Origin of the sequence: Bacillus sp. 17RED48 (assembly GCF_019837545.1) — a bacterium.
Taxonomy (GTDB): domain Bacteria; phylum Bacillota; class Bacilli; order Bacillales; family Bacillaceae_G; genus Bacillus_A; species Bacillus_A wiedmannii.
This window is the reverse complement of the sequence record NZ_JADAXG010000014.1, coordinates 1-25,883: the sequence shown is the minus strand read 5'-3', so window position 1 is coordinate 25,883 and position 25,883 is coordinate 1. Positions and strand designations below refer to the sequence as shown.

The following is a 25,883-nucleotide window of genomic DNA, read 5'->3' as shown; positions in this document are numbered from 1 at the left end:
TTATTTGGTTCAAATTGTATATTTTGAATTATAATTCTGAAAAAATGAAAAGTCAATCAAATTGGATATATTTAGAAAAATCAGTTTTCTACGATATTAGTTATTGAAATTACAATCTTTCGCTTATAATAAAAAAAGTGTATTAAAGGAGTTATAAAATGGATCCCTTACTTCTTGCTACTATAGGATTACCATTAAAAATCGTAATACTTGTCATCATCGGCTTCTATAATCTCTTTATTAAAAAGAAACGTATCACTTCTTTTTATACTCCATTCGATAATATTACCGGACAAACAATCTCTGAATTTCACGAAGAACAGAAGGTATTAGTATGCGAGGATGAAGACGGAGATGGTAAGAAAAAAATAACCTTGCGCGTACGCAAGGTTATTTTTTCGTTTCTGCTTGAAAACGTTTATAGTATGTTGATGCTGTTGCAAAGTTAATTTCTATATCACGAATCAATGATGAGTCTTCTTCTTTAGCTAACTTCTGTAATTTTTTCATTGCTTGTTCCGATTCATTCAAGAAACCAACATATACCTCATGCTCTTGCTCTTTCGACTTCGGTACACGAATTTCTTTACGCATATGATCAATATCTTCTAACATGCCTGTTGTTACCGTTTGTACGTCTTCCTTATATTTAGCATTCGTTATTTCCTTACCGCCCTTTTCTTTTGCCACTTCAAACAACTGTAACGCTTTATTAATTTCTTTGTTCATCTTCACATCGTACTTTTCATGTACTTCGCGATATGTTTTCATCTCTTCTGTTTGCCCAGTAGATTGCTCTACCTTTTCTTTCGGTTCTTTCGCTTCTTTATTCCCATTACATCCTGCTAGAAGGAGCATACTTCCCATTACAGCAATACCCAAAACCTTCTTCATCTCTTCTTCTCCTTTTATCTACAGCTACTACTCATTATAGTTTCTTTTATCTCCACTTGTTATTATACCGAGAACATCCTACTTTTTACACTTAAGACGCTACCTTAATATACATGCCTACATTTTTGTCACAGTATCGTCACTTTATGCAAATAACTTTTGCATCACCTTACAAAGCTGTATGAGTTATTTCAAAGAAATGAAAAAAGAGCTGATTCAAATATTTTTGAATCAGCTCTTTTTTATAATTTAAGCTTCTAAATTTTGTCTTTGTTGCAATTCAAACTGCTTTTCACTTCTTCTGGCCATAAATAGATAACATAATACAGCACCAATTTCACAAAGAGCTATCACAACCCCCATCGGTAATGCGGTATTGCTTCCGCCAATACCTACTAATGGTGCAACAAGTGCTCCTGAAATGAACTGTAATAAACCTAATAAAGCCGATGCCGTTCCTGCAGCTTGTTTCTGATTTCTCATCGCTAACGAGAACCCAGTTGTTGAGACAACCCCAACACTTGATACAACAAGGAATAATGAACATAAAACACCAATTAAACCTATTCCTAGTACGATTGTCAGTAATAAAGATAGGCCACCAACAGCTGCGATAATAATACCAGCAACAAATAGTGTCTTCTCATTCACTTTCCCTGCTAAACGACCCGTTACCTGACTAGCAATAATAATACCGATACCGTTAATCGCAAAGAATAAACTAAATTGCTGTGGTGATGCTCCGTATATGTTCTGCAACACAAATGGTGAGCCCGAAATGTAAGCAAACATTGCCGCCGTTACTAGCCCTTGTGACAATGCATATCCCATAAACAGACGATCCTTTAACAGTTTTCCGTACGTCGCCAACGTCCCTGACAATCCACCTGTTTCTCTCTCTTCAGGAGGTAATGTTTCACGTAATACGAAAGTAGCTGATATTAACATGAATACACTAATTGCTCCAAGAACGATGAAGACACCGCGCCATGTTGTGAACTGTAGTAATTGTCCCCCAATAATCGGTGCCAAAATAGGCGCTGCTCCGTTTACTAACATGAGCAATGAGAAAAACTTTGTCATTTCAGAACCTGAATACATGTCACGTACCATTGCACGTGATATAACAATCCCGGCCGATCCTGAAGCCCCTTGTAAGAAGCGCAATAACACTAAACTCCAAATAGATGGTGCAATAGCACAAAGTAAAGAAGAAGCAACATAAATAAAAAGAGCGATAATAAGAGGTTTGCGCCTTCCGTAAATGTCACTAATCGAACCAACAAATAATTGTCCTACTGAAAGCCCAAGCAAACAAGCTGTCAATGTAAGCTGTGCAAGAGATGCGCCTGTTTGTAAATCATCCGTTAATTTTGGTAAAGAAGGCAAATACATATCAATAGATAATGGCCCAATCGCCGTAAGTGTCCCTAATACAAGAATCATCCATAACCTATTTGTCTTTACAGGTTTATATATTTCGTGATTAACTCCATTCACTTCTTCCGTTCACCCTTTCCGATAAATACTAAATCGTAACAATTATAGTTACAACATAAACATACGTCAAGTATAGTGCCTTTTCCTGTTTCATACCGTAAAAAAAAGCGATAGAATTTCTATCGCTTTACTTTTTTAAATTGCTATTTGTAAATTTAGATACGGAAGACATTGCCTCTCCTGTATCTAAATATGTGATTTGAATTGGATCTCCCACTTCTGTAAACATAGCATATGGGAATTTCTTCACCGGTATCATAAATACTTTTTGTTCATTCTCTAACAGTACATACACAATTGTATTTTCACCTGATTTTTCTTTATATACACGTTGTACAACGCCTTCTTTTTGTGCTTCTTTACCATTTGAAGTCGGTCTAAATGAATCTCCACTTCCACTCAGTGCATTTTTATAATTCTCAAGCGCTTCTTTTTGCGTCGAACCTGTTGCAAATATTTTCGCATTAGAAGCATAGATAACTGTATGAGCACGTACCAATCCCCCGTCATCAATAACAGGTACAATCCAAGAAGGTTTACCGTATACGTTATAAATAACCGGCATCGTTCCATGCCATTTCTCTCTCTTAAAGGAATTATCCACTACTTCCGAAGCAGCTGAACCATCCATAATCCCCTTCACTTCTTTTCCGTTATAGTAATACAACTTACCTGTACGCGCATCGATAAGCGAGTAACCTAACGCAGAATCTACTCCCTCTTTCGGAGAGGTGAAATCAGTAAAGTAATATAACGTTCCATCCTTACCGAAGATTGGTGTAACTCCTTCTTTCGTTCCCCACTCAGTCGGAATCTTCATATCCGTTTGCGAGAATTTCGTATTCCAAAATCCGTGAATATATTTACCGAAGTACGTATTTAATGTAGATGCGGTCTCGTGATTTAATACACCATCAACAAATTTAGGCGCTTTACCTTTATCATATCTTTTCACTTCACCTGTTTGTGCATCTACTACTACAACGCCCTCTACCTCAAATCCAGATCTTCCTGAAATAAATTCACCATATGTCATTGTATAATACGGTTTCCCTTTATCATCAACTTCGAATTTAGGTTTCCCTTTAAAAATCAAATCCGGTTCTGCTTTTCGAACGACACGTTCTAATTTATTACCAAAAAACATGCTCGGCACATATTTCATTTTATAACCAAGATGCAGTTTCGCTTCCGCATCAGGATTCGTACCTGACATCGTTACGTACCCTGGAATTGTCTCAGCTTTACGTGCTTTAAAAAAGCCTGAAACTTCAATCGGTGCTACATATAAAGCCTCACCATTTACCATTTGTGGCGTTAATTCCCCTAGCTCAAAATAAGCTACTTTCGGAATATCCCCAAATACTTTTTTCATTTTATTCTCCGCTGTCTTTGGCGGCACTGTAAATGGTTGATCATTTTCAGTAAACGGCTCTGAAATATCTTTCTCGATCTTCACAACAGAATCATATTTTTTTTGCGTGATTACTAGATCGTGCAAATAACCAAAATAGCCGTAACTTGCGAGTAAAACAAACATTAGAAGTCCCTTTAACGTACCTTCTAATTTCCCTATTTGATTTTGTGAAAATAAAACAAGCCCAATTAAAACTGCTACCGCAACGGCATAATGAGTAAGAATCGAATCTGCTCGATCATCGATTAGCCAAAGATATTCGTAGATTGCAATACCTATCCAAAATAATACAGGAATAACTAAAATGGATGATTTCTTACCCTTTACAACCTTCTCATCCCCCTTCTTATCCACTGCTCGAAGTTTACTACCGCTTCTTGTCCATGGAATCAAAAACAAAGTGAGAATAGCTAAAATTAAAAATTTCATCAAAGGCAATGTCCCCTTTTCTTTTATTTTCCCTTTTAGTATAACAAATAAAGGGTATTCAGGTAAAAATGGGGATGATTATATTTTTTTACTACTTAATACAATCCCACTCACTACATATAAGATAGATGCAATATAAAAAATGGTACCAATCGTAAAGAAATCTACTAAATATCCCGTTGCAATAATTGCTACTGCTCCTCCAATCGATGTCCACACATGATATTTTCCAATCTCATAACCAGCATTTTCTTGCACAACCTTTCGTGCTAACGACGTCTTCTCAGTATTACGCTGCACAGCACCTAAAACTCCCATTACAATTTGAAGAATATAAACATGCCAGACTTCCGTGGCAATCGGGAAACAAAGCATTAATATTGCCATGGACCAAGCATATATAATTAATAATTTTTGATCGCCTACTCGATCAGACATCTTTCCTACTAATGGATATACAAGTGCTGAAGTTAAAGCAAATAAGCCATACGCCCAGCCAAACTGCGAGAAGCTATTCCCAACATTCCGAAGCAATAGAATGTAAAAGGGAAATACCATACTTCCCGCCATCATAATTATGCTTTGTGACGCTACAAATCTTCTATATGTCATTTCGTATACTCCCTATAAAATAAATTCACAAATCTCTCTTTTGGATCCGCTTCTTTTTTCTTCTGAAGAAATTCTTCGATACGAGGATATGCCCTCTTTAACTGCGCCTTCGTTGGATACGAATAGTAAGGTAAATAATAACTACCATTATGTTTTAAAGTAACATCAATCATTTTCTGAATGACATCTTCTGTTTTCTTTATTTCACCCTCTGAGCGTCCCTGGTTAATTAAAAGAACCAGCGCAAACATATCATCTTTCGCATAGGATAAAACTGCATTTTCATTCTTTTCCACATAACGAATCGTAATATTGAGCAAATTAAACTCTTCTTCATTTAATACGTTACGTAAATCATCTATGTATTCCGTGAAGAAATCTATAGGCACAAAGTATTCTTGTAACACTTCTGTTCGATTCGGATTTTCATATTCCATAAAGGCACTATCTGACCTCATAACATTATTTCGCGTCTCATACGTTCCATCTGTACGTTCAAAATAACTTCTTTGTATATCCCAAAATGTATTCTTTCCCCAATCGCTATAACGAGATAATCCGAGTAAAAATTTCGGTGCAGCTATAATAGTTTCCTCTTTTAATTCACTGTACTCTTCCCTCATATTTTGATTTTTCGCCAATGTATAATCTGTCACATACATTTCTTTTAAAAATGAATTGGGGGCAACAGAAATACGGGCTAAGTGCATACGAACATTTTCATCTCTTTTCACTTTATCTTTGAAATAAGATGTGTATTCTTTATAATCTATCATTCTCGTATGCATTTCATATAATTCATCATCAGTTAACTTTAATGTCACATCTAAAATGACACCGAATAACCCGTAACCACCTATGACATATGGAAATAACTCTGCATTTTCTTCTCTACTTACATTACGCACCGTACCATCTACCATTAACAATCTAAACGACTCTACTGTATCAATCAATGCTTCATGACGAATATCACGCCCATGTACATTTACACTTAATGAACCACCAACAGTAAAAATGTTTTGAGATTGCATTACTTGAACCGCAAGGCCATATGGATTGATTTTCTTTTGAATGTCATTCCATGTGACGCCACTTTGCACCCTAATCCTCTTCTTCTCCGGATCAAATTCTAATATTTTATTATACCCCTTCATATCAAGCATCGTGCCGTTCGGATAATACGTCTGTCCTCCTTGGCTATGTTGCATACCTGCAATGGAAATTTTCTCTCCAGAAGTATTTGCATCTTTCACTATCTGTTTTAATGAACGTTCATCCTCAGCATTTTCAACACGTTTAATTTTCGTTGGAAGCAACTTTCCTACATCGCTCATAATGGGGTGATTTAGTTGCTCCTTGTATGTATATATAGAAGTCGCAAGTAATACCGTATATGCTACAACGACAACTACTATCTTTCTTTTTTTCAAATGGCACTCTCCTCTTCTATAATTCTTCCTCTTCATATTGTACCTATTTTCCTAAGAAGAAAGTATAAAAAAGAGAGGGCACCTTATTTTAGGTCCCCCCTCATCAAAACTGTTACTTTGCTGCCGGCAATTGTATTGGGTCAAACTTTTCGTACGACGTATATTTTGCGTTCGTAATAATGTGTGCTTTATCCTTGCCGTTACTACTCATAATCATGTCTATCTTTGCTGATTCATATTTAAAATCTTTTGTAATGATATATTCTGCATCCACTTCTTCTATCTTCGCATTTTGTGCTTGTAACATTTTCTTCTGCGTTTCATCCATGCTAGTTAACATACTTTCTGTTTCTTGCCCTTTTAATGTAAATTTCAGTTTATATTTATCTCCGCTTTTCTCCATCTTCATTTTATCTAAAACTACTGCTGGTACTTCTAAATTATCTATAATATCTTGAGTCGCCTTCATTCCACCAGCGTTTAACTGCTCCTCTGGTACGGTTATAACTTCTCCTGTATTAGGGTTTTTCACCTCACCAGCAACTTTGCCGTCCACAGTATACACTACAACATCTGTACCAGAAATATTCATTTCAGAACGAGAATTCTTTGTCTTTGGCTCTAATTGCATCTTAGCCTTTAATATATCCATCTCTGTTCCTTCAGCCTTTATCGCTACATCATATGTCATCGTTACATGTTCTTCATTTTTAAAAGCGTCATTTGTTTTCTTGAAAACATCCTTCGCTGCTAATTCTTTTTCTTTTTGCATGGCTTCTTTTTTCGGTTCATCAGTCTTTGTTGTTTTCTCATTACTACACCCTACCCCTAGACTGATTGCAAGCACTAAACTTGAAATAAAAATAGTTTTTTTCATAATGTCGCCCCCTTTCCAAAAATGATATCACCTCTTTTCCTATGAAATCTATATAATTTTTAATCTTTATTCGCTATATAGCGACATGTTTAATGAAGATTTTAAATATGATGTAAATAACAACAACTCATTTCAGGAGGTTATTATGAAGGCAATCATTTGCACACGGTATGGACCACCTAACGTTCTTCAGCTTCAAAATATAGAGAAACCTACACCTAAAAAGAACGAAGTATTAATTAAAATTCACGCAACAAGTGTAACGACTGGAGATTGTAGAATACGTGGATTTAATAGCCCCCTCTTATTTTGGATTCCTATGCGGATCATATTAGGTTTCAGAAAACCAAGAAAACCTATACTCGGCGTAGAGTTATCCGGTGAAATCGAAGAAATAGGAACAGATGTAACTCAATTTAAAATAGGAGATCCAATTTTTGCATTAACAGAACTAAACCTTGGTGGTTATGCCGAGTACACATGCGTACATGAAAGTGCATTAATAACATTAAAACCTACCAATGTGACGTATGAAGAAGCGGCCGTTATTCCTTTTGGTGGAACTTCAGCATTACATTTCCTGAGAAAGGGCCGTATAAAAAAAGGGCAACAAGTGCTCATATATGGTGCCTCCGGATCAGTAGGAACAGCTGCTGTACAACTTGCTAAATATTTCGGCGCGACCGTTACGGCTGTTTGTAGTAATTCAAATTTTGAACTCGTCCAATCTTTAGGAGCTGATAAAGTAATTGATTATACGAAAGAAGATTTTACTAAGCGGGGCGAGCGCTACGATATTATATTTGATGCAGTTGGGAAATATAAAAAATCCCTTTGTACAAATACATTAACACCCAATGGAAAATATGTATCTGTTAATGGAATGATGGCAAAGGTAAGTAAAGACGATATGATTCTATTAAAAAAACTAGTCGAAACGGAAAAACTAAAACCCGTTATTGATAGAACTTATCGATTAGAAGAAATTGCTGAAGCTCATATGTATGTGGAAAAGGGACATAAAAAAGGGAATGTTTCGATTGCCTTAAAATAAAATATATTCAGAAAATAACATTGACAATTCTTTTTGTAAGATTTACTATTAGTACCATATTAAAAAACTACATACACATACTCTTATCAAGAGTGGCGGAGGGACTGGCCCGATGATGCCCGGCAACCGAGCTTATGACGTATAAGCTAAGGTGCTAATTCCTGCAAAACGAGTTTTCGTTTTGGCAGATAAGAGAGGAACCTATTTTGTCTATTCGGCACCTCTCTTATTTTTGAGAGGTGCTTTTTATTTTGGAACGTATATGAAGGGGGAATTATAGATGAAAAAAATATTATTAAGCATTGTAAGTGGAGCGGTATTATTGTTAGGTGCATGTGGCGCTAATTCTGATAAAGAGGTAAAAGCATTAGATGAGAAAAAGATTACTGTCGGCGTAACAGGCGGACCGCATGAACAAATTTTTGAAAAGGTAAAAGAAGTGGCAGCGAAAGACGGTCTCGAAATTGATGTAAAAGTATTTAATGATTATGTAGCACCAAACGTATCCCTAGATGAAAAAAGTCTTGATGTAAATAGCTATCAAACGAAATCTTATTTAGACGTATTTAAAGCTGAACGTAATATGAAATTAACTGAAGTATTTTCAACAGTAACATTCCCTATGGGCGTATACTCTAAAGACATAAAAGATGTAAAAGATTTAAAAGAGGGCGACGCAATCGCTGTACCAAATGATCCAACGAATGAACTTCGAGCTTTAAAACTATTTGAAAAAGCAGGAGTTTTAAAAGTGGATCCAAAGGCTACAGAAAAAGCGACTGCGAAAGATGTAATTGAAAACCCAAAGAAATTAAAGATCGTTGAATTAGAGGCATCTCAATTACCGACACAACTAAGTGAAGTGAAAGCAGCTGCAATTAATACAAACTTTGCATTAGGTGCAAAATTAAGCCCTGCGAAAGATTCTATTTTCCGTGAAGGAAAAGATTCACCATATGTAAACTGGGTCGTTGTTCGTACTGAAAATAAAGATGATGCTGTTGTAAATAAATTAAAGAAAGCTTATCAATCTAAAGAAGTAAAAGAATTTATCGAGAAAAAATTTGATGGTTCTGTTTTTCCGTCTTGGTAGGAGCTGACGATAATGATTGAATTAAAAAATATATCCAAAATATTTACAACAAAAAAAGGGAATGTAGAAGCTCTTAAACCTACTTCCCTTCAAGTAAAAAAGGGTGAAGTATTTGGAATCATTGGATATAGTGGTGCTGGTAAAAGTACATTAATTCGATGTGTAAATTTATTAGAAAAACCAACGACAGGAAATATCATTGTAAACGACAAAGACTTAACAACTTTATCAGCAAAAGAAATCGCAAAAGCGAGACAAAAAATCGGAATGATTTTTCAAGGGTTCAACTTACTTAAAACCGTGACAGTTTATGAAAATATCGCATTACCTTTACGCCTTGCTGGCATTCCAAAAGTAGAAATTGAAAAAAGAGTAGAAAAGTATTTACGTATTGTCGATCTTTTCAATCGAAAAGATGCCTACCCGAGTGAACTTTCTGGCGGCCAGAAACAACGTGTAGCAATCGCTCGTGCACTATCACATGAACCGGAAGTGTTATTAAGCGACGAAGCAACGAGTGCTTTAGACCCAGAAACAACTGAATCTATTCTTGATTTGTTATTAAAGATTAATGAAGAAATTGGGATCACAATTTTATTAATTACACATGAAATGAATGTTATCCAGCGTATATGTGACCGAGTTGCTGTTATGGAACATGGAACAGTAGTCGAAAGCGGGACTGTGAAGGATATCTTCACAAACCCACAACATGCAACAACGAAGAAATTCGTAAACAGCGCCTTTGCAGCTAAAATTCCAGAAGAAGTACAAAAAGAACTTCAAAGAACCGGGGAAATCGTAACACTTTCATTTATAGGAACTTCTTCTGGCGAACCAGCGTTAGCTATCGCTACAAAACGTTTTCAAGTGTATCCAAATATTCTATCCGGTAATATTACACAGTTAAAACATGAAGCATATGGGAAACTAGTCATTCATATGCAAGGGGAAAAAAATGAAGTAGACCGCGCTTTAGCATTCTTACAAGAGCAAGGGATCATTGTAGAAGGAGGTAGAACAGGCTATGGGAAACAAGTCCTTTTTGGATGAATGGGGTAAAGTCATATGGGAAGCAACCATTCAAACATTTCAAATGACATCTATTTCACTATTCATCTCTATCCTTATTGCATTACCACTTGGCGTCACACTTGTTTTAACAAGACCTGGTGGACAGCACGAAAATAAAATCATTTATCCTATTCTTAATACCATTATTAATATCATTCGCTCTCTTCCATTTATCATTCTATTATTCTTCATTTTACCTTTTACAAAGTTTCTAATGGGAACATCCATTGGTGTGCAAGGTGTTATCGTACCACTTGTCGTATTCACAGCTCCTTATATTGCACGATTAATGGAGACAGCTTTACTAGAAGTAGATCGTGGTGTTATTGAAGCTTACCAAGCGATGGGCATCTCTACTATAAAAATCATTTGGCACGTTATGGTGAAAGAAGCTCGTCCCTCCCTTATACTTGGATTAACAATCGCAACAATCGGCTTAATTGGTGCAACAGCAATGGCTGGACTTGTAGGTGCTGGCGGTCTTGGTGATTTAGCATATCGATTCGGACATTTACGCTACGAACCTGAAGTAATGTATGCAACCGTCTTTATTTTAATTATCCTCGTTCAAGGACTACAGTCTTTAGGAAATGGTGTTGCACGAAGATTGAAGAAAGATTAAAAAATAAGGTATCTCACCAGGGTGAGATACCTTATTTTTATCTTTTAAATCCACCTTCAGAATGAATGACTTGTCCAGTAATCCATTCTGCTTCTTCACTTACTAAAAATGTAATGAGTCTTGCTGCATCCCTTGGCTCACCAATTCTACCAAAAGGAAACATCGGCTTTAATCCTTGCTTTATCTCTTCAGTCATCCATCCTGTACTAGTTGGACCTGGGTTAATTGCATTCACTGTTATTCCTAAATGAGCTACCTCAGCTGACAACGTACTAGTAAGAGCATCAATAGCTCCCTTCGTTGTTGCATACGCTAGTTCTCCTGCCATAGGTCCTTTAAATTGTCCCGATGTCATATTAACAATTCTACCACCAGATTTCTTATCAAACCCTTGGGCAAATTGACTACTTAACAATGTAGTCGCACGGACATTTACCATGTAGTGCTTATCTAGTTCTTCAGCAGTCAAATTAGAGAAGTCATTATTTGTAGAATACGCTGCATTATTAATTAATATATGAGGGTAGCCTAGTTGTTTAGTAACTTTATTTATAAGCTCTTTCGGTGCATCATTCTGAGTTAAATCTAACTCCATACTCAATACTTTAACACCGCTTTCTAGTAACTCTTCTTTTAATTGTGTTTGTTCACTTTGATCAACGCCCCAAGGCATCTCTTGATCGTACGCTGTCCAATACGTAAAAAATATATCGTATCCTGCTCCAGCTAATTCTTTACAAACTGCTGCGCCTATACCATCTAGACGACTTACACCTGTAACAACTGCTATTTTATTTTTTAATTGATTCATCATATACTCCTCCAATTTTAAAGGACGCATACTTTATATAAGAGATATGAATTTCCCTACACATTATCCTTACAAAAGGGATATACAAGCCAAATATGCAGTCCTTGAATGATTTACAGATAACTAAATAAACCCTCACTTATGAGAGAAAAATTTATCTATCTAGTTTCTAATCATTACAAGCTCATCCACATATTAAGTCCTTGTCCCCTTTCCATATATCTCTATTTCTATCATACCAATATGATGTAATATTTCAAATGATAAAAAAATAAAAATCAATATTCCATGCCGACCTTCTGCTAATTTTAGTATATTAAAATAATTAAATAATTAAAACAATCAGAAAAACACTGGTAAATAATGTCTTTATTTTTTATAATAAAACGTGGGGCTAATGTGAGAGTCTAGTTTTACACAAATAGGGGGAAGAAACATGTCAAAAAAATTACTTTCTTTATTTTCTACAGTAATCGTAGCAGCGTTTGTAATAACTGGCTGTGGTCAAAGCGATACGACAAATAAAGAACAAAAAGAGAATGTAACAAAAGAAAGCAAAACAGAAAAAACGGATACAACGAAAGAAAATAAACCTGAAGAAAAAAAATCCGAAGATAAAAAGCCTGAAAATACAGCTACTAGCTCAAGCGATTACTCTAAGCTGATTTCCTATATGGAAAAAGAAACAGGTGGTAAAACAAAAGTTCTTTTTGAAAATAAGGAACCACAAATGTATAAAGCTGAGGATGTTTCAGTATCAATGAACAGTTATACATTAGTTGAATTAAATGGATTCCATACAAATTTCGACATTCCGTTTAATCGTCAAACAGAGGGCGGAGTTATTCTTGTGAACTACAGCGTAAAAAATAGTTCAGCTAAAGATATTTACTATATGCCAGCATTGGACATATCATTTACTGGTGCACAGAAAACATATAGTAACTATAAAGACTTAATTCCAAAAGAAGACCAGCTCCCAACTAAGCTTGCTCCAACGAATGATTACTTAGTAAAAGCAGGAGAAACTATTTCTGGTTATATCGCTTATCCATTCGGAAAAGATGATCTAGCGAAAATTTCAAGTCTCTCAACAGTCTCCGTCACAGTCCCAACTGCACAAGCTAATAAAGGAAAATTTGATGCTCCAATCGGAAGCCCTGGAAACTTTTCATTAAGTTTAAACAAGCAAGGCGCTGAAAAAGTTGCAACAGATAATACTTTCTACCAAGATAAAGCTACAGCTAATAACATGGGCGATAAAAAAATGTTAAAAGAGAAATCAAGTATTAATAACAGCCAAGAATTAGGCGCTGTTAATGTTACATTAGACGGATACCAATTCACTCAATTCACACCAAATTCCGTCGAAGCTCCACGCTTTGCAAATTTTAAAAACGGTCTTGTTCTATTAACAGTGAAATTCAAGCTTGATAACAAAGATGCTCAAGACGTTTCACTATCTCCTATAAGCTCTACATTGAGAGTGAATGATGGTACACAATATACGATTAATGAAGGTATGCTACTAAATTACGACTATAACGCTTCAGTCAAAACAGGAACATCTGGAGAGTTACTGCAAGTGTATATTTTAGATCAAGAGCAGTATGAAAAGATTTGGAAAGACAAAAGCTTTGAGATTGAGTTAGGACCTATGAGAAATAAAGAAGCAAAAGATATTTCACAAGGTAAAAAAGCTAAATTTACATTACCTAAATAAATTACTAAGTATATATTAGAAAAGGCATATAACATATGATTGTTATATGCCTTCTTTATTTTATAAAAACACCATTTTTGTTCACACTTTATCCATTGTGAATCTTTTCACATTGGATATATAATAAACATGTAAATAAAATATTGGAGGGATTTCAATGGTTATCAATTTTTTAAGAACTGATAAACGTGCTGCTTTCATATTATTATTTTTACGTTTTTACATAGGATATGCATGGCTCGCTGCTGGGATAGGTAAAGTTTTTGGACAATCTTTTGATGCAAGTGGTTTTCTAAAGGGAGCTATCGCTCAAGCGTCAGGTGATCACCCTGCCGTACAAAGTTGGTGGGCAGATTTCCTTCAACACTTTGTTCTTCCAAACGCAGACCTATTTAGCTTTTTAGTTCAATGGGGAGAAATTTTAGTAGGTCTAGGTTTAATTTTAGGCGGATTAACAAAAACTGCTGCATTCTTTGGAGTTATAATGAATCTTTCCTTTTTACTAAGTGGAACTGTTAGTGTAAACCCAAATCTACTTATTCTGACTATGTTCATTTTAGTTGCAGGTCATAACGCTGGACGCATTGGATTAGATGGCTATGTTTTCCCTAAACTTTTCCGTAAAAACAACCATGAAACATATAAATTAAGTAAAACTGCGTAGTAACAGTTTACTTTTAAAATATAAGTAAGAAAAAGAGCCTACGTATAGGCTCTTTTCTTACTTACTTCAAATTTAAACTTTTAACGAACCGCGAAATCCTCTAGCAGCATAGTATGAATCTGCTCCATTGTGGTACACAAAAACGTGTCCAAAACGATAATCGCAAAATAGAGCACCACCGAGTTCTCGAATATCTGAAGGCGTTTGTACCCAGCTTGATGATTTCATATCGAAATCCCCAAGCTGTTGCAACTCTCGATATTGTTCTTCTGTTAATAATTCAATGCCCATAGCAGCTGCCACGTCAATAACGTTATTTTCTGGTTTATGTTTTTTTCTTGCCTCTAACGCTTCCAGATCATAACAAAAACTTCTGCGACCTTTAGGACTCTCCTTTGAACAATCATAGAAAGTATACTCATCCTTCTCTTCATCATAACCAACAACATCCGGCTCACCGCCAGTTACTTCCATTTCATGAATTGACCATAATTTTTCATTATTAGTAGCTAGCTTTGCTTCAACTTTAGCCCATTCAAGACCTTCATGGCGGTTCATGTTTTTCTCAAAACGTGCTTGTAATACTTTTAGTAGTTCTTCACGTTGTTCTACAGATAATGCATTTGTATTCTCTGTCATATTAGTCCTCCGAATTACGTTTCCTTATAATCATTTAAATCTTTTCAATAATGGTTTGCATACAGTTTACAACACTCTGATACAATTGCACAACGAAAAATCCCTGTGCGGATATCCATTATATAGTACGAAAACCTTTCATGCTTTCTCCAAGAATATAGTGTGAAAACCACATCAAGTTCTGCCTCATAATAGCTACTCTCATTCCTGGCTGATCCGAGCTATATGCCATTCCTTTAAATATAATTAGTTCTGTATCAACTTCCATATCTCTTAATCCTTCATATAGCTCATATGCATTTGTAATTGGAATTCTTGCATCCATTTCCCCATGTTGAATTAACGTAGGCGTACAGGCTGATTTAATATATGTCATTGGTGATGTTTTCTTATATATCTCTGGATCATTCCATGGAGTATTTCCTAAATACATGCTAATAAAGTAAGGGATATCTGTATTTACATAATGGGTACCCCAGTTCGTAATTCCGCCCCCAACTGAAATAGCTTTAAATCTACTGCTGCATGTAGAACAAAAAGCTGATATATATCCTCCGTTACTCCATCCCATAACTCCTACTCTATCTTTATCTACAATCCCTTTTTCAACTAGTGCATCCACTCCAGATATAATATCATCATAATCAGCAAATCCTTGTTTTCTATAGTTTGCTTTTAAAAATTCATTACCATAACCAGAACTTCCTCTATAGTTTGGTTCTAAAACGATAAAGCCTTTTTCAACAAACTGTTCAATCGGATATTTCTCATTGAAGCAGTCTGAAAATATCGGAAAGGACGCCCAATTCGGACCACCATGGATTACTACTAATAAGGGATATTTTTTATTTGCCTCAAACTCTACTGGGGTTGATAAAACACCTTCTATTTCAAGACCATCACTACTTCTCCATGAGATGATTTCCCTGTTACTTTTAAGCCTGCCTTCGAAAAAGCTATTTTCATTCGTTATTTTTTTATCATCCAAATAGATTTCAAAGGTTTCATTTGTTATAGCCTTAGTATATGTTATATGATTTCCATCCCTTGTTATAGAGGCATCCATTATAAATCCTTCTACTGTTTCGCTTAACATTTCCACAGTGCCATCCTCACATAGCAATCCAATACGGTAATTCGTTTTATCCTGCCACCTAATTAAAATCCCTTTAGCCGTCCACTGTAATGGCATAACCGTACTATCAAAATTTGTTAAAGGTTGAATTACCTCTCCCGTATTCATATCATATATCTCTAATGTACTATCTTGTATATGATTCCTATAGTAATCCTTCTCTCTTATGCTTGCTGCGTAACATATTTTATCGCCCTCGGGAGAAAAGCAGACGCTTGCTCCTAACAACTTATCCATATTCATCTTTTGTAGTTCTCCAGCTTCAACATCTAATATGTAGAGCTCACCATTCATATAATCGTTTAGGCTTGGTGTAGCCATACATACAACCTTTTTCCCATCATTTGAAATATCAAAGTTATGTATATAAAAATCCTTACCATCCGTTAATTGATAAACATTTTTAATCTCGCGTTCCTCTTTATCACTTTGTATCGCTTTTTCTATCTCAATGTAGTATAAACAATTATTCCGATGTTCCTTACCTACATGGTGGAAATCTCCATATCGTTCCTTACGTTTCTTGATTTCCTCACATTCTTTTGACTGTGCAATATAATAAAAACCTTTACCAGTAGGCTCCCATTTGAATGTATTAACTCCTTCCTTCTCATCCGTCATTTGAACCTCACTACCACCGTCTATTGACTTAACAAAGATCTGATTTGTATTAGCCCCGTCACGGCCTGGGCTAAGGTATGCAATAGTCTTAGAATCTGGAGACCATAATGGATGTGTACTATCTATATCCCCATTTGTTAGTGGATAACTCTGCCCTTTATCTTTCTCATATATCCATACATGATTTCTATACGTATTGTCGTCCCAGTTAGCTGTCTTTTTTACAAATGCTACGTTTTTTCCATCATCACTTATGTTTGCACTTAATAAGGCCGGTAATGAAATAATCTCTTCTATACTTAAATATGTTTTTGCTTTCACTTTCATATAATAAGGTCCCCCTTGTAATGTCCATGCATCTATCGTCTCTTCTCTTCATAATAAAGAAAATTGTTCACACATACTTAAAATGATAACTAAAAATTCAGATAAATAAAAATAAATCCGATAAAGTAAAACTTTAATTTTTGGGGTTCTGTCTACTTACCAATTTCAGATGTTCTTTTTCAACACAAAAATACCCCTTTAGATAACATATCTAAAGGGGTACCGATTCATATATTTATTAACCTACCAATCTCCTACTCAACAGTAACAGACTTAGCTAAGTTACGTGGCTTATCAACGTCACACTCGCGGTGAAGTGCTGCATAGTATGAGATAAGTTGGAATGGAATAACTGCTACTAGCGGTGCTAGTGCTTCGTGTACAGCTGGTAATACGAAGCTGTCACCTTCCATTTCTAAGCCTTTCATTGAGATGATACATGGGTTAGCTCCGCGTGCTACTACTTCTTTCACGTTACCACGAATTCCAAGGTTTACGTGCTCTTGTGTAGCAAGTGCGATAACTGGTGTACCATTTTCAATTAAAGCGATTGTACCATGTTTTAATTCTCCTCCAGCAAATCCTTCTGCTTGGATGTAAGAGATTTCTTTTAGCTTTAACGCACCTTCTAATCCTACGTAGAAGTCTACGCTACGTCCGATGAAGAAACAGTTACGAGTTGTTGCTAAAAATTGTTTTGCTAATGCATCCATTTCTTCTTTTTGATCACAAAGTTCTATCATTGCATTTGCTACAAGTCCTAATTCGTGTGTTAAATCGAAATCAAGAACTTCGCCTTTCGCTTTAGCAATGTCCGCAGCTAAAATTGAAAGTACTGCAAGCTGTGCTGTGTAAGCTTTCGTTGATGCAACTGCGATTTCTGGTCCCGCGTATAACGGAAGTGTATAATCAGCTTCACGAGAAAGCGTAGAACCAGGTACGTTTGTAATCGTTAATGCTTTATGACCCATTTCATTCGTTTGTACAAGTACTGCACGGCTATCAGCTGTTTCACCACTTTGTGAAATGTAAATGAAGAATGGTCTCTCTGTTAATAATGGCATGTTATAAGAGAATTCACTTGCTACATGCACTTCAACTGGCATTTTTGCAAACTTCTCGATAAATTGTTTTCCAACAAGACCTGCATGATAACTCGTTCCACATGCAATGATGTAAACACGATCGCTATCTAAAATCGCATTGCGGATGTCTTGATCTAATTCAATCTCGCCATTTTCATCTTGATACTTTTGAATTATATTACGGATTACAAGTGGTTGCTCATCGATTTCTTTAAGCATGAAATGAGGGTATGTTCCTTTTTCAATATCACTTGCGTCTAATTCCGCTGTAAACGGTGCACGTTCAATCGTTTCACCTTGTAAGTTTTTAATTGTAATACTTTCTTTCGTTACGATTACGATTTCTTTATCCATTAACTCAATAAATTGATCTGTAACTTGTAACATCGCCATAGCGTCGCTCGCCACAACATTAAAGTTGTCACCAACACCTACTAATAGCGGGCTTTTGTTTTTAGCAACATAAATCATGTTTGGATTTTCAGCATCAAGTAATCCGATCGCATAAGAGCCATGTAAAAGAGATAGCGTATTACGGAACGCTTCTTCTACACTTAATCCTGTGCTCACTTGTTGTTCCATAAGCTGTACGATAATCTCTGTATCAGTTTCACTTACGAACGTTACATCTTGTAAATATTCTTTTTTCACTAATTCATAGTTTTCAATTACACCGTTATGAACTAGTGTAAAACGTTTTGATGTACTTTGATGCGGATGCGCGTTTACTTTGCTTGGAACACCATGTGTAGCCCAGCGTGTGTGACCGATTCCCACGCTTGCCGCTACGTTCTCATCTACGATTTCGCGAAGTTTTGCAATACGGCCTTTTTCTTTGTATACAACAACACCGTTCTCTGTTTGTACTGCAATACCTGCTGAATCATATCCACGATATTCTAGCTTTTCTAAACCTTTTAATAAAATTTCCTTTGCATCTTGTTCTCCAATAAATCCTACGATTCCACACATGTTTAGTCGCCGTTACAAATGCTTACATTGCTCTGCGAACATGTAACGACATAGTCCGATACCATTTTTATTTATACTAAAAAACGGATTACATATTGCTAGCCCTGTAAGCTTGTAACGGCTTTCACCTTCCTCTCGATTGGGTTTAAGTCCGTATATACTTATACAGCTAGTTTTCATCCGTTCCCTTTCTCTCATCACACTTTCACCTTTGTCCACTAAGTCACCTTAATGATTTAAGTAAAAGCTTGCGGTTATGATGAACAACCGGGAGTCATCCGCCGAAATCTCGATAAACTCCACCTCGTCAACTACACTACTTGTAGTTCTGGCGCTTTTATAATTTACAATATTTCCTTTGAGAAAAAGAACAAGACCATCTTATAACAAACATGGATAAACCGTCAATGAAATTTTTTTCATCGTCTATAAAACATATGAAAAAGGAGCACTTCTTGTGCTCCTTTTCAATAAATTCATCAAATTATTCAGCGCCAACTTCAGCTTTCACAACTTCTACAATACGATGTACATATGCGTCACACACTTCTTGTGTTGGTGCTTCTGCCATTACACGAATAAGTGGCTCTGTTCCAGATGGACGAACAAGAATACGGCCATCACCGTTCATTTCTTCCTCTACAACACGAATAATTTCTTTAATTTTTTCATTTTCTAATGCTAGTTTTTTATCTGTTACACGAACGTTTACTAGTAATTGTGGGAATTTTGTCATCTCACCTGCAAGCTCAGATAATGGTTTTTTCGTCATTTTCATGATGTTTACCAGTTGAAGTGCACTTAACATTCCATCACCAGTTGTAATGTAATCAAGTAAGATAATATGACCCGATTGTTCTCCACCTAAGTTGTAACCACCACGCTTCATCTCTTCCATTACGTAACGGTCACCAACTGCTGTTTTATCACTTGTGATATTGTTAGCTTCAAGTGCTTTGTAGAAACCTAAGTTACTCATAACAGTTGAAACGACTGTATTATGCTTTAGTTGACCAGTTTCTTTCATGTACTTCGCACAAATAAACATAATTTGATCGCCATCAACGATGTTTCCTTTTTCATCTACAGCGATTAAACGGTCACCATCACCATCAAAGGCAAGACCGATATCAGCGCCTTTGTCTTTTACTAATTTTGCTAATACTTCTGGATGCGTAGAACCTACTCCATCGTTAATGTTCATACCGTTTGGTGAAGTTCCCATTGTTGAAATATCAGCCTCTAAATCCGCAAATAAGTATGGAGCTAAAGAAGACGTAGCACCATGCGCACAATCTAAAGCGATATGTAAACCAGAGAAATCTTCCTCTACAGTTTGTTTAATATATTGTAAATATTTTTGTCCGCCTTCAAAATAATCACTCACTTGTCCAAGATTCGTACCTGTTGGACGTGGTAGTTCATCAACTTCTTTGTCTAATAAAGCTTCAATTTCTGCTTCTTGCTCATCTGTTAATTTAAAACCGTCTGAACCGAAGAATTTGATTCCGTTATCCTGTACTGGATTATGAGATGCAGAAATCATAACACCTGCTTGTGCATCTAACGCTTTTGTTAAATAAGCAACGCCTGGTGTAGAAATAACGCCAAGGCGCATTACTTCTGCTCCAGTTGATAATAGACCCGCTACTAAAGCTCCTTCTAACATATGTCCTGATATACGTGTATCACGGCCAATAATTACTTTTGGACGATCTGTATCTTTTGTTAATACATAACCACCAAAACGTCCAATTTTGAACGCTAATTCAGGTGTTAACTCCTGGTTCGCAACCCCGCGTACTCCATCTGTACCAAAATATTTACCCATTATGATTCGCTCCTTTTTCTGGCTCTTTTTGATTATCTACTGTTGGCTCTTGACTAGTTTCTTTTGTTGGCTCTTGACTAGTTTCTTTTTCTTTATTTTGTTCCTGTTCCGTGTCAGGCTTAGGTTCAGGTTCAGGATTTTTTGGTTTTTCAGTTTGATTATCTTGGTTATTATTTGAATCCGGTTTTTCACCGTTCCCCTGTACTTCTTTATCTGGATTTTCTTTCTTCACAATTGTGACTTTAGCACTTTTTTGCTTTGGCTCTATTGAAATATTACCAGGACCGCTCACTTGAATAGAAACATCCTTCGTCCCCGGAGATACATTTTGCAAATTAATGGCTGCTGTTATTTGAGCAGCTGTTATTTTATCTACTATACTTGTTTCTCCTGAAATATCAACGCTTATCTTCCCATCTTGCGGCGAAAGTAGCTGGGCCGTAACATCTTTAGAAAGTCCATTTTTTTGAATTGATATACCATCAATCGTTCTTGTTTTCGTTTGTTTTGTTTTTTGTACTCCTACCGAAACCTTCACTTGATTCGGTTTTGCACTTGTTACACCCTTTGGCAATAAAACAGAGGTATCGAATGTTGTAGACTCTGTCAATTGACTAAGATCTACTTCGACCCCCTCTATCGATTGTATATTATCCAAGATATCCTTTGGACCTGCTATCGTTACTTCTCTCGGCTCAATGCTAATATTTGTAACGGCCAATCCTTCTGGTAAACTCCCCTTTTTCGTATACGTTACAGGAACAGTTTTTTCAGTATTATTGGCCGTAGCTTGCGTCGCCACATTCAATGTTACACTAATTTTAGATGGACTCGTTCTTACATTTAAACGTTTTCCTTCTTTATTGTATAATGTAACTTCGACTGTTTTTGTAACAGTTTTATTAACACCTTTTAAATCAATATACGCCTTAGCAGATGAAATACTTTCAATTTCTTCTTTCGTCCCAACTACCTCAACAGTATCAGGTTTAATGTTTGATTTTTCGAGAGTAGAACCCGCTGGCATTTGATCCTCATTTGATAATTTTAAGTCTACATGAACGTATTTTCTCGCTTTTTCATGTAGAGTAATTTTAATTGTTGATGGCTGAACTGTTCCTTTCACATCATCTGGAAGCCCGTTCGTTTTCAAAGAAACTTCATAAGTTCCTTTTTCGCTATCTCTCAAATCAACTGGTATATCAAATTGTTTTTTTGCTTTTGCTGTAGCAACTGCTGCTTTTGGGCCCTCTAACTTCACCTTAACGCCCTCTGACGGAATACCACTTACAATATATTTTTCTTCATCATACTTAAGGTTAATGGCATAATTAGTTAAGGTTTCTTTCGCATCATTTGCGAAAGGTATTATCCCCGATGTCGTATTTTTTTCAGTTAAAGTCGCTGACATAAAAAGCATACACGCCAATAGTAATGAGATCCCTTTTAGAAACCAATGATTCTCCATTAACTTATCCATGACGCTTTCTCCTCCAATTCCATAAAGACGAAGAAGTCGTTTTTTCGTTCGCACTAAATTCAGCTAACAACATATCTTTCAGTTGTTCTGTCTTCAAATCACGATGCAACTTACCATTTTTCGTTAAAGAAATTTGGCCAGTTTCTTCCGACACAACTACTGTAATACTATCAGTGACTTCACTAACTCCCATTGCAGCGCGATGCCTAGTTCCTAACTCCTTAGAAATAAACGGACTTTCCGATAACGGAAGATAACACGCTGCTGCTTTAATGGTACTTCCTTGCATAATAACCGCTCCATCGTGAAGAGGTGTATTAGGAATGAAAATATTAATAAGTAATTCCGATGATACGTGTGCATTTAGCGGAATACCCGTTTCCACATAATCACCCATACCGGTCTCTTTTGACAAAGTAATTAATGCACCAATTCTACGTTTCCCCATATATTCCGTTGCTTTCGCTATCGCTGTTGCAACGATTTCAGGTTCATCATCCTCATGAGTTCCAACACGCGAAAATAAACTCCCGCGTCCTAGCTGCTCAAGTGCTCTTCGCAATTCTGGCTGGAAAATAATAATAACGGCTAAAAATCCCCACGTTAATACTTGCTCAGTTAGCCAATAAAGCGTATGCAATTCAAGGAAAATACTGATCATCCGAACGACAATAATAACTGTAATCCCTTTTAAAAGTTGAACAGCTTTCGTCCCTCGAATTATGAGAATTAGCTTATATATAATAAACCATACAACGGCAATATCTAATACCGTACTAAGATATTTCAAAATGGTCGTATCTTCAAAAGGCATGCTAACCCTTCCTCCTACTTACGAGCAATTCTATCCATATATTGAAATATTGTTTTATGCTCTATCTGTATGTATTTCCAACAACTAGTTAATTATACCATACATGAAACAAACGACAATTACAAACAACCCTCCTTTAGTCTAAATTGGTAAGATGTCAAACATTATTATCGTACAGTATAATATAAATCATTATTATACGCTTATTTTCAAATAAAAAAAGCAACTTCTCAGTTGCTTTTCTTACATTTATTTTAGTTTTTCACCGAATAAAGAACCCATTAAAGCAACTGCTGTTGTTGCCGTTCTGTTTCGCTCATCTAAAATTGTGTTTACTTCAACAAACTCAGCAGATGTAACAATATCAGCTTCCGCTAACATTTCCATTGCTAAATGGCTTTCACGATAAGATAGGCCACCAATTACAGGCGTGCCAACTCCTGGTGCATCATGAGGATCAAGACCATCTAAATCTAATGATAAATGTACACCATCAGTATGAGATAAATAAGCGATTGTTTCTTCCATAACAGCCGTCATACCCATACGATCAATCTCGTGCATCGAGAATACTTTAATACCTTCATTGCGAATAAAGTCTTTTTCTCCTTCATCTAATGCACGTGCACCGATAATTACAACATTCTCTTTTTTCACCTTTGGATATGCCCCGTATAAATCTACAAGCGTTTGATGTCCATACCCTAGACTTGCTGCAAGTGACATGCCATGAATATTTCCAGATGGTGAAGTTTCTTCTGTATTTAAGTCACCATGTGCATCGTACCAAATAACACCTAAATTTTTATAATGTTTCGCAACACCAGCTAATGTACCAATTGCGATACTATGGTCACCACCTAATACAAGTGGAAAACGTCCCTCTTCTATAATATGATCCACCTTACTTGCTAATTCGTTACATACAGTTGCAACCTGTGTAAGGTTTCTTAAGTTTGTATTTACATCTACTTCTTTTTCTCTCTCTATACGTATATCTCCTATATCTTTAACGTCATATCCAATTTCTTCAATTCTTTCAATTACGCCTGCATAACGGATTGCACTCGGCCCCATATCTACCCCACGACGCATCTGTCCTAAATCCATTGGAACTCCAATAACTGAGATTTCTTTTTTCATAGATAGTATCCCCCTTTTATGCCTTCACTAAATATTTTAAATCTTTTATATAGTCTGACTCAACTCGACATTTTTCTGTATGGATATACAAATTATTCACTTGTATTCGCCTTAAAAACCCAATTTCAAGACTATTCTATGTATAAAGTTAACTTAATGAAACAACTACCATCATTATTATTAAATAATAATAAAAAACACTCCTACATTTAGAAGTGTTTTTCTGATGCTATTTTCCATACTGCGGCAATATTCTTTGCTGTCATTTCGATATTCTCTTCCGCTACTTTATATGCCTCTTCTAATGTCATAGGACTCGCTGTAATACTAAATACTGCATCGATTCCTTTTTCATGAACAGCTGGATAATTCGGAGATACAGATCCTCCAATAGCAATGACAGGAATACGAAAATGCTTTGCACGCTCCGCAACACCTACAGGGGCCTTTCCATATGCTGTTTGTTCATCTATTCTCCCTTCGCCAGTTATAATTAAATCTGCACCTTCTATATGCTTATCAAAATTTGTATAGTCTAATACAATTTCAATTCCTCTCCGCAAGTTTCCCTTTAACACTGCAATAACAGCTGCTCCCATTCCTCCTGCGGCTCCTGCGCCAGGTATTTTAGATACGTCGCAAGATAAGTATTGTTTAAGGATATTCGCATAATGCTTTAAATTCTCATCCAGCTCTTTCATCATCTCTGCATTCGCACCCTTTTGCCTCCCAAATACGAAAGATGCTCCCCTTATTCCAACTAACGGATTATCTACATCACATGCTGCTTCTATCTTTATATGCAGTAAGCGTGAATCCATGCATGAAAAATCAATAGCGACAATCGAATGTAATGTTCCTCCAGATGGCTCTATTACTTCCCCTTTTCCATTTATAAACCTGACCCCTAAAGCTGACAGCATACCTGCTCCACCATCATTTGTAGCACTTCCGCCAAGTCCTAAAATAATGTGCTCAGCTCCTTCGTCTAGCGCATGTAGTATAAGCTCTCCGGTTCCTTTAGTCGTTGTAATAAGTGGGTTTCGCTTTTTAACCGGAACATGTTGTAATCCTGATGCTGCTGCCATTTCAATAAACGCTGTCTTTTTATCTTTAGACATACCGTAAAAGGATTGTATACGTTCTCTAAGCGGCCCTGTCACATGAAGAGGTATCATTCTTCCATCAGTAGCATCCACAAGTGAATCAACCGTTCCTTCACCTCCATCTCCAATTGGTATTTTTACGTACTCTGCTTTAGGAAAAATTGCTTCAAATCCTCTTTCAATAGCTTCACATACTTTTATAGCTTTTAAGCTTTCTTTATATGAATCAGATGCAATAACAACTTTCACAATTATCCCCATCCTTTATTTTCGCGTTTTCTCCATTTTAAATGACAAATATGAAAGTTGTCTTTTTAAACACACAAAAAAAGCTTACATCATATGATGTAAGCTTTTCTATTAGATGGAGCCTAGCGGGATCGAACCGCTGACCTCCTGCGTGCAAGGCAGGCGCTCTCCCAGCTGAGCTAAGGCCCCTTAGTAATGAAGCGGAAGACGGGATTCGAACCCGCGACCCCAACCTTGGCAAGGTTGTATTCTACCACTGAACTACTTCCGCGAAAATG

22 protein-coding genes, 2 tRNA genes, 1 pseudogene and 1 riboswitch are annotated in these 25,883 nt (G+C 36.3%); of the genes and pseudogenes, 7 read left to right on the top strand and 18 right to left on the bottom strand.

Translation table 11 applies throughout. From position 1 onward, the window contains the following. Positions 1-158 precede the first annotated feature (158 nt). Positions 159-368, top strand: a pseudogene (locus tag ILT06_RS29775) (DUF3951 domain-containing protein); the annotation flags it as partial. Positions 369-390: 22 nt separating this feature from the next. Here ILT06_RS29775 and ILT06_RS29770 read toward each other — a convergent pair. From ILT06_RS29770 to ILT06_RS29745, 6 genes are all read right to left on the bottom strand, one after another. Beyond that, positions 391-894 carry a hypothetical protein gene (locus ILT06_RS29770; protein WP_222655839.1) on the bottom strand — a complete coding sequence of 168 codons (504 nt, stop codon included), beginning with the start codon at positions 892-894 and terminating at the stop codon, positions 391-393. 249 nt (positions 895-1,143) lie between these two features. Beyond that, positions 1,144-2,394 (bottom strand): multidrug effflux MFS transporter, encoded by a 1,251-nt coding sequence (locus tag ILT06_RS29765; RefSeq protein WP_088048217.1) that lies wholly within the window; start codon positions 2,392-2,394, stop codon positions 1,144-1,146. A 127-nt stretch (positions 2,395-2,521) separates the two neighbouring features. Next, the gene (locus ILT06_RS29760) at positions 2,522-4,240 is read right to left on the bottom strand and encodes a DUF3981 domain-containing protein (RefSeq protein ID WP_088048216.1); all 1,719 of its coding nucleotides are present in this window, start codon (positions 4,238-4,240) and stop codon (positions 2,522-2,524) included. 78 nt (positions 4,241-4,318) lie between these two features. After that, positions 4,319-4,852, bottom strand: coding sequence for an MFS transporter (locus ILT06_RS29755; protein WP_000222364.1), 534 nt, complete (start codon positions 4,850-4,852; stop codon positions 4,319-4,321). Continuing rightward, positions 4,849-6,285: an FAD-binding oxidoreductase gene (locus ILT06_RS29750; RefSeq protein ID WP_222655838.1), complete on the bottom strand. Its 1,437-nt coding sequence runs from the start codon at positions 6,283-6,285 to the stop codon at positions 4,849-4,851. Before ILT06_RS29750 ends, ILT06_RS29755 begins: the two co-directional genes overlap by 4 nt. A gap of 112 nt (positions 6,286-6,397) precedes the next feature. Beyond that, entirely contained in the window at positions 6,398-7,162 is a 765-nt protein-coding gene (locus tag ILT06_RS29745) for a hypothetical protein (protein ID WP_088048214.1), read from the bottom strand. Between the two features lie 145 nt (positions 7,163-7,307). Between ILT06_RS29745 and ILT06_RS29740 the strand changes: the two genes are divergently transcribed. From ILT06_RS29740 to ILT06_RS29725, 4 genes are all read left to right on the top strand, one after another. Then, positions 7,308-8,216, top strand: a complete 909-nt coding sequence (locus ILT06_RS29740) for an NAD(P)-dependent alcohol dehydrogenase (RefSeq protein WP_222655837.1) — start codon at positions 7,308-7,310, stop codon at positions 8,214-8,216. 80 nt (positions 8,217-8,296) lie between these two features. Beyond that, positions 8,297-8,411: riboswitch (SAM riboswitch) on the top strand. Positions 8,412-8,496: 85 nt separating this feature from the next. After that, on the top strand, positions 8,497-9,309 hold the full coding sequence (locus ILT06_RS29735; RefSeq protein WP_222655836.1) for a MetQ/NlpA family ABC transporter substrate-binding protein: 813 nt from the start codon (positions 8,497-8,499) through the stop codon (positions 9,307-9,309). A 12-nt stretch (positions 9,310-9,321) separates the two neighbouring features. After that, positions 9,322-10,362 (top strand): methionine ABC transporter ATP-binding protein, encoded by a 1,041-nt coding sequence (locus ILT06_RS29730; RefSeq protein ID WP_222655835.1) that lies wholly within the window; start codon positions 9,322-9,324, stop codon positions 10,360-10,362. Continuing rightward, the gene (locus ILT06_RS29725) at positions 10,337-11,005 is read left to right on the top strand and encodes a methionine ABC transporter permease (protein ID WP_000527133.1); all 669 of its coding nucleotides are present in this window, start codon (positions 10,337-10,339) and stop codon (positions 11,003-11,005) included. The genes ILT06_RS29730 and ILT06_RS29725 overlap by 26 nt, the downstream gene beginning before the upstream one ends. 37 nt (positions 11,006-11,042) lie before the next feature. On the opposite strand, the gene ILT06_RS29720 is transcribed toward ILT06_RS29725, so the two are convergent. After that, positions 11,043-11,819: an SDR family oxidoreductase gene (locus ILT06_RS29720; RefSeq protein ID WP_142289416.1), complete on the bottom strand. Its 777-nt coding sequence runs from the start codon at positions 11,817-11,819 to the stop codon at positions 11,043-11,045. A 433-nt stretch (positions 11,820-12,252) separates the two neighbouring features. On the opposite strand from ILT06_RS29720, the gene ILT06_RS29715 reads away from it, so the two are divergent. Next, positions 12,253-13,539 (top strand): DUF5068 domain-containing protein, encoded by a 1,287-nt coding sequence (locus tag ILT06_RS29715; RefSeq protein WP_088048209.1) that lies wholly within the window; start codon positions 12,253-12,255, stop codon positions 13,537-13,539. A gap of 157 nt (positions 13,540-13,696) precedes the next feature. Beyond that, positions 13,697-14,203, top strand: coding sequence for a DoxX family membrane protein (locus ILT06_RS29710; protein WP_088048208.1), 507 nt, complete (start codon positions 13,697-13,699; stop codon positions 14,201-14,203). A 72-nt stretch (positions 14,204-14,275) separates the two neighbouring features. Here the strand turns inward: ILT06_RS29710 and ILT06_RS29705 are convergent, their stop codons facing one another. From ILT06_RS29705 to ILT06_RS29655, 11 genes are all read right to left on the bottom strand, one after another. Then, on the bottom strand, positions 14,276-14,842 hold the full coding sequence (locus ILT06_RS29705; RefSeq protein ID WP_088048207.1) for a DUF4256 domain-containing protein: 567 nt from the start codon (positions 14,840-14,842) through the stop codon (positions 14,276-14,278). A gap of 118 nt (positions 14,843-14,960) precedes the next feature. Beyond that, positions 14,961-16,925, bottom strand: a complete 1,965-nt coding sequence (locus ILT06_RS29700) for a S9 family peptidase (RefSeq protein ID WP_222655834.1) — start codon at positions 16,923-16,925, stop codon at positions 14,961-14,963. A 254-nt stretch (positions 16,926-17,179) separates the two neighbouring features. Beyond that, positions 17,180-18,982 (bottom strand): glutamine--fructose-6-phosphate transaminase (isomerizing), encoded by a 1,803-nt coding sequence (gene glmS / locus ILT06_RS29695; RefSeq protein ID WP_064474420.1) that lies wholly within the window; start codon positions 18,980-18,982, stop codon positions 17,180-17,182. Positions 18,983-18,994: 12 nt separating this feature from the next. After that, positions 18,995-19,180, bottom strand: a complete 186-nt coding sequence (locus ILT06_RS29690; protein ID WP_064474421.1) for a hypothetical protein — start codon at positions 19,178-19,180, stop codon at positions 18,995-18,997. Between the two features lie 286 nt (positions 19,181-19,466). Then, complete coding sequence (glmM, locus tag ILT06_RS29685) at positions 19,467-20,813, bottom strand: phosphoglucosamine mutase (protein ID WP_000521485.1); 1,347 nt, start codon at positions 20,811-20,813, stop codon at positions 19,467-19,469. Further along, on the bottom strand, positions 20,806-22,293 hold the full coding sequence (locus tag ILT06_RS29680) for a CdaR family protein (RefSeq protein ID WP_088048205.1): 1,488 nt from the start codon (positions 22,291-22,293) through the stop codon (positions 20,806-20,808). The genes glmM and ILT06_RS29680 overlap by 8 nt, the downstream gene beginning before the upstream one ends. Further along, positions 22,286-23,107, bottom strand: coding sequence for a diadenylate cyclase CdaA (gene cdaA, locus ILT06_RS29675; protein WP_064474423.1), 822 nt, complete (start codon positions 23,105-23,107; stop codon positions 22,286-22,288). Before cdaA ends, ILT06_RS29680 begins: the two co-directional genes overlap by 8 nt. A gap of 249 nt (positions 23,108-23,356) precedes the next feature. After that, entirely contained in the window at positions 23,357-24,250 is an 894-nt protein-coding gene (gene rocF / locus ILT06_RS29670) for an arginase (protein ID WP_000711562.1), read from the bottom strand. Between the two features lie 209 nt (positions 24,251-24,459). Continuing rightward, complete coding sequence (locus ILT06_RS29665; RefSeq protein WP_064474424.1) at positions 24,460-25,605, bottom strand: glycerate kinase; 1,146 nt, start codon at positions 25,603-25,605, stop codon at positions 24,460-24,462. A 116-nt stretch (positions 25,606-25,721) separates the two neighbouring features. Continuing rightward, positions 25,722-25,794: transfer RNA gene (locus ILT06_RS29660), tRNA-Ala, on the bottom strand. A gap of 10 nt (positions 25,795-25,804) precedes the next feature. Next, positions 25,805-25,876 (bottom strand) — tRNA-Gly (locus ILT06_RS29655). Positions 25,877-25,883: the final 7 nt, after the last annotated feature.

Excerpts from the sequence above, each read along its gene's own strand:
- rocF (WP_000711562.1), bottom strand. The coding sequence starts at position 24,250 with ATGAAAAAAGAAATCTCAGTTATTGGAGTTCCAATGGATTTAGGACAG.
- ILT06_RS29770 (WP_222655839.1), bottom strand. The coding sequence starts at position 894 with ATGAAGAAGGTTTTGGGTATTGCTGTAATGGGAAGTATGCTCCTTCTA.
- ILT06_RS29755 (WP_000222364.1), bottom strand. The coding sequence starts at position 4,852 with ATGACATATAGAAGATTTGTAGCGTCACAAAGCATAATTATGATGGCG.
- ILT06_RS29715 (WP_088048209.1), top strand. The coding sequence starts at position 12,253 with ATGTCAAAAAAATTACTTTCTTTATTTTCTACAGTAATCGTAGCAGCG.
- ILT06_RS29730 (WP_222655835.1), top strand. The coding sequence starts at position 9,322 with ATGATTGAATTAAAAAATATATCCAAAATATTTACAACAAAAAAAGGG.
- ILT06_RS29725 (WP_000527133.1), top strand. The coding sequence starts at position 10,337 with ATGGGAAACAAGTCCTTTTTGGATGAATGGGGTAAAGTCATATGGGAA.
- ILT06_RS29745 (WP_088048214.1), bottom strand. The coding sequence starts at position 7,162 with ATGAAAAAAACTATTTTTATTTCAAGTTTAGTGCTTGCAATCAGTCTA.
- ILT06_RS29680 (WP_088048205.1), bottom strand. The coding sequence starts at position 22,293 with ATGGATAAGTTAATGGAGAATCATTGGTTTCTAAAAGGGATCTCATTA.
- ILT06_RS29740 (WP_222655837.1), top strand. The coding sequence starts at position 7,308 with ATGAAGGCAATCATTTGCACACGGTATGGACCACCTAACGTTCTTCAG.
- glmM (WP_000521485.1), bottom strand. The coding sequence starts at position 20,813 with ATGGGTAAATATTTTGGTACAGATGGAGTACGCGGGGTTGCGAACCAG.
- ILT06_RS29720 (WP_142289416.1), bottom strand. The coding sequence starts at position 11,819 with ATGATGAATCAATTAAAAAATAAAATAGCAGTTGTTACAGGTGTAAGT.
- ILT06_RS29735 (WP_222655836.1), top strand. The coding sequence starts at position 8,497 with ATGAAAAAAATATTATTAAGCATTGTAAGTGGAGCGGTATTATTGTTA.
- glmS (WP_064474420.1), bottom strand. The coding sequence starts at position 18,982 with ATGTGTGGAATCGTAGGATTTATTGGAGAACAAGATGCAAAGGAAATT.
- ILT06_RS29710 (WP_088048208.1), top strand. The coding sequence starts at position 13,697 with ATGGTTATCAATTTTTTAAGAACTGATAAACGTGCTGCTTTCATATTA.
- ILT06_RS29705 (WP_088048207.1), bottom strand. The coding sequence starts at position 14,842 with ATGACAGAGAATACAAATGCATTATCTGTAGAACAACGTGAAGAACTA.
- ILT06_RS29700 (WP_222655834.1), bottom strand. The coding sequence starts at position 16,925 with ATGAAAGTGAAAGCAAAAACATATTTAAGTATAGAAGAGATTATTTCA.
- cdaA (WP_064474423.1), bottom strand. The coding sequence starts at position 23,107 with ATGCCTTTTGAAGATACGACCATTTTGAAATATCTTAGTACGGTATTA.
- ILT06_RS29760 (WP_088048216.1), bottom strand. The coding sequence starts at position 4,240 with ATGAAATTTTTAATTTTAGCTATTCTCACTTTGTTTTTGATTCCATGG.
- ILT06_RS29690 (WP_064474421.1), bottom strand. The coding sequence starts at position 19,180 with ATGAGAGAAAGGGAACGGATGAAAACTAGCTGTATAAGTATATACGGA.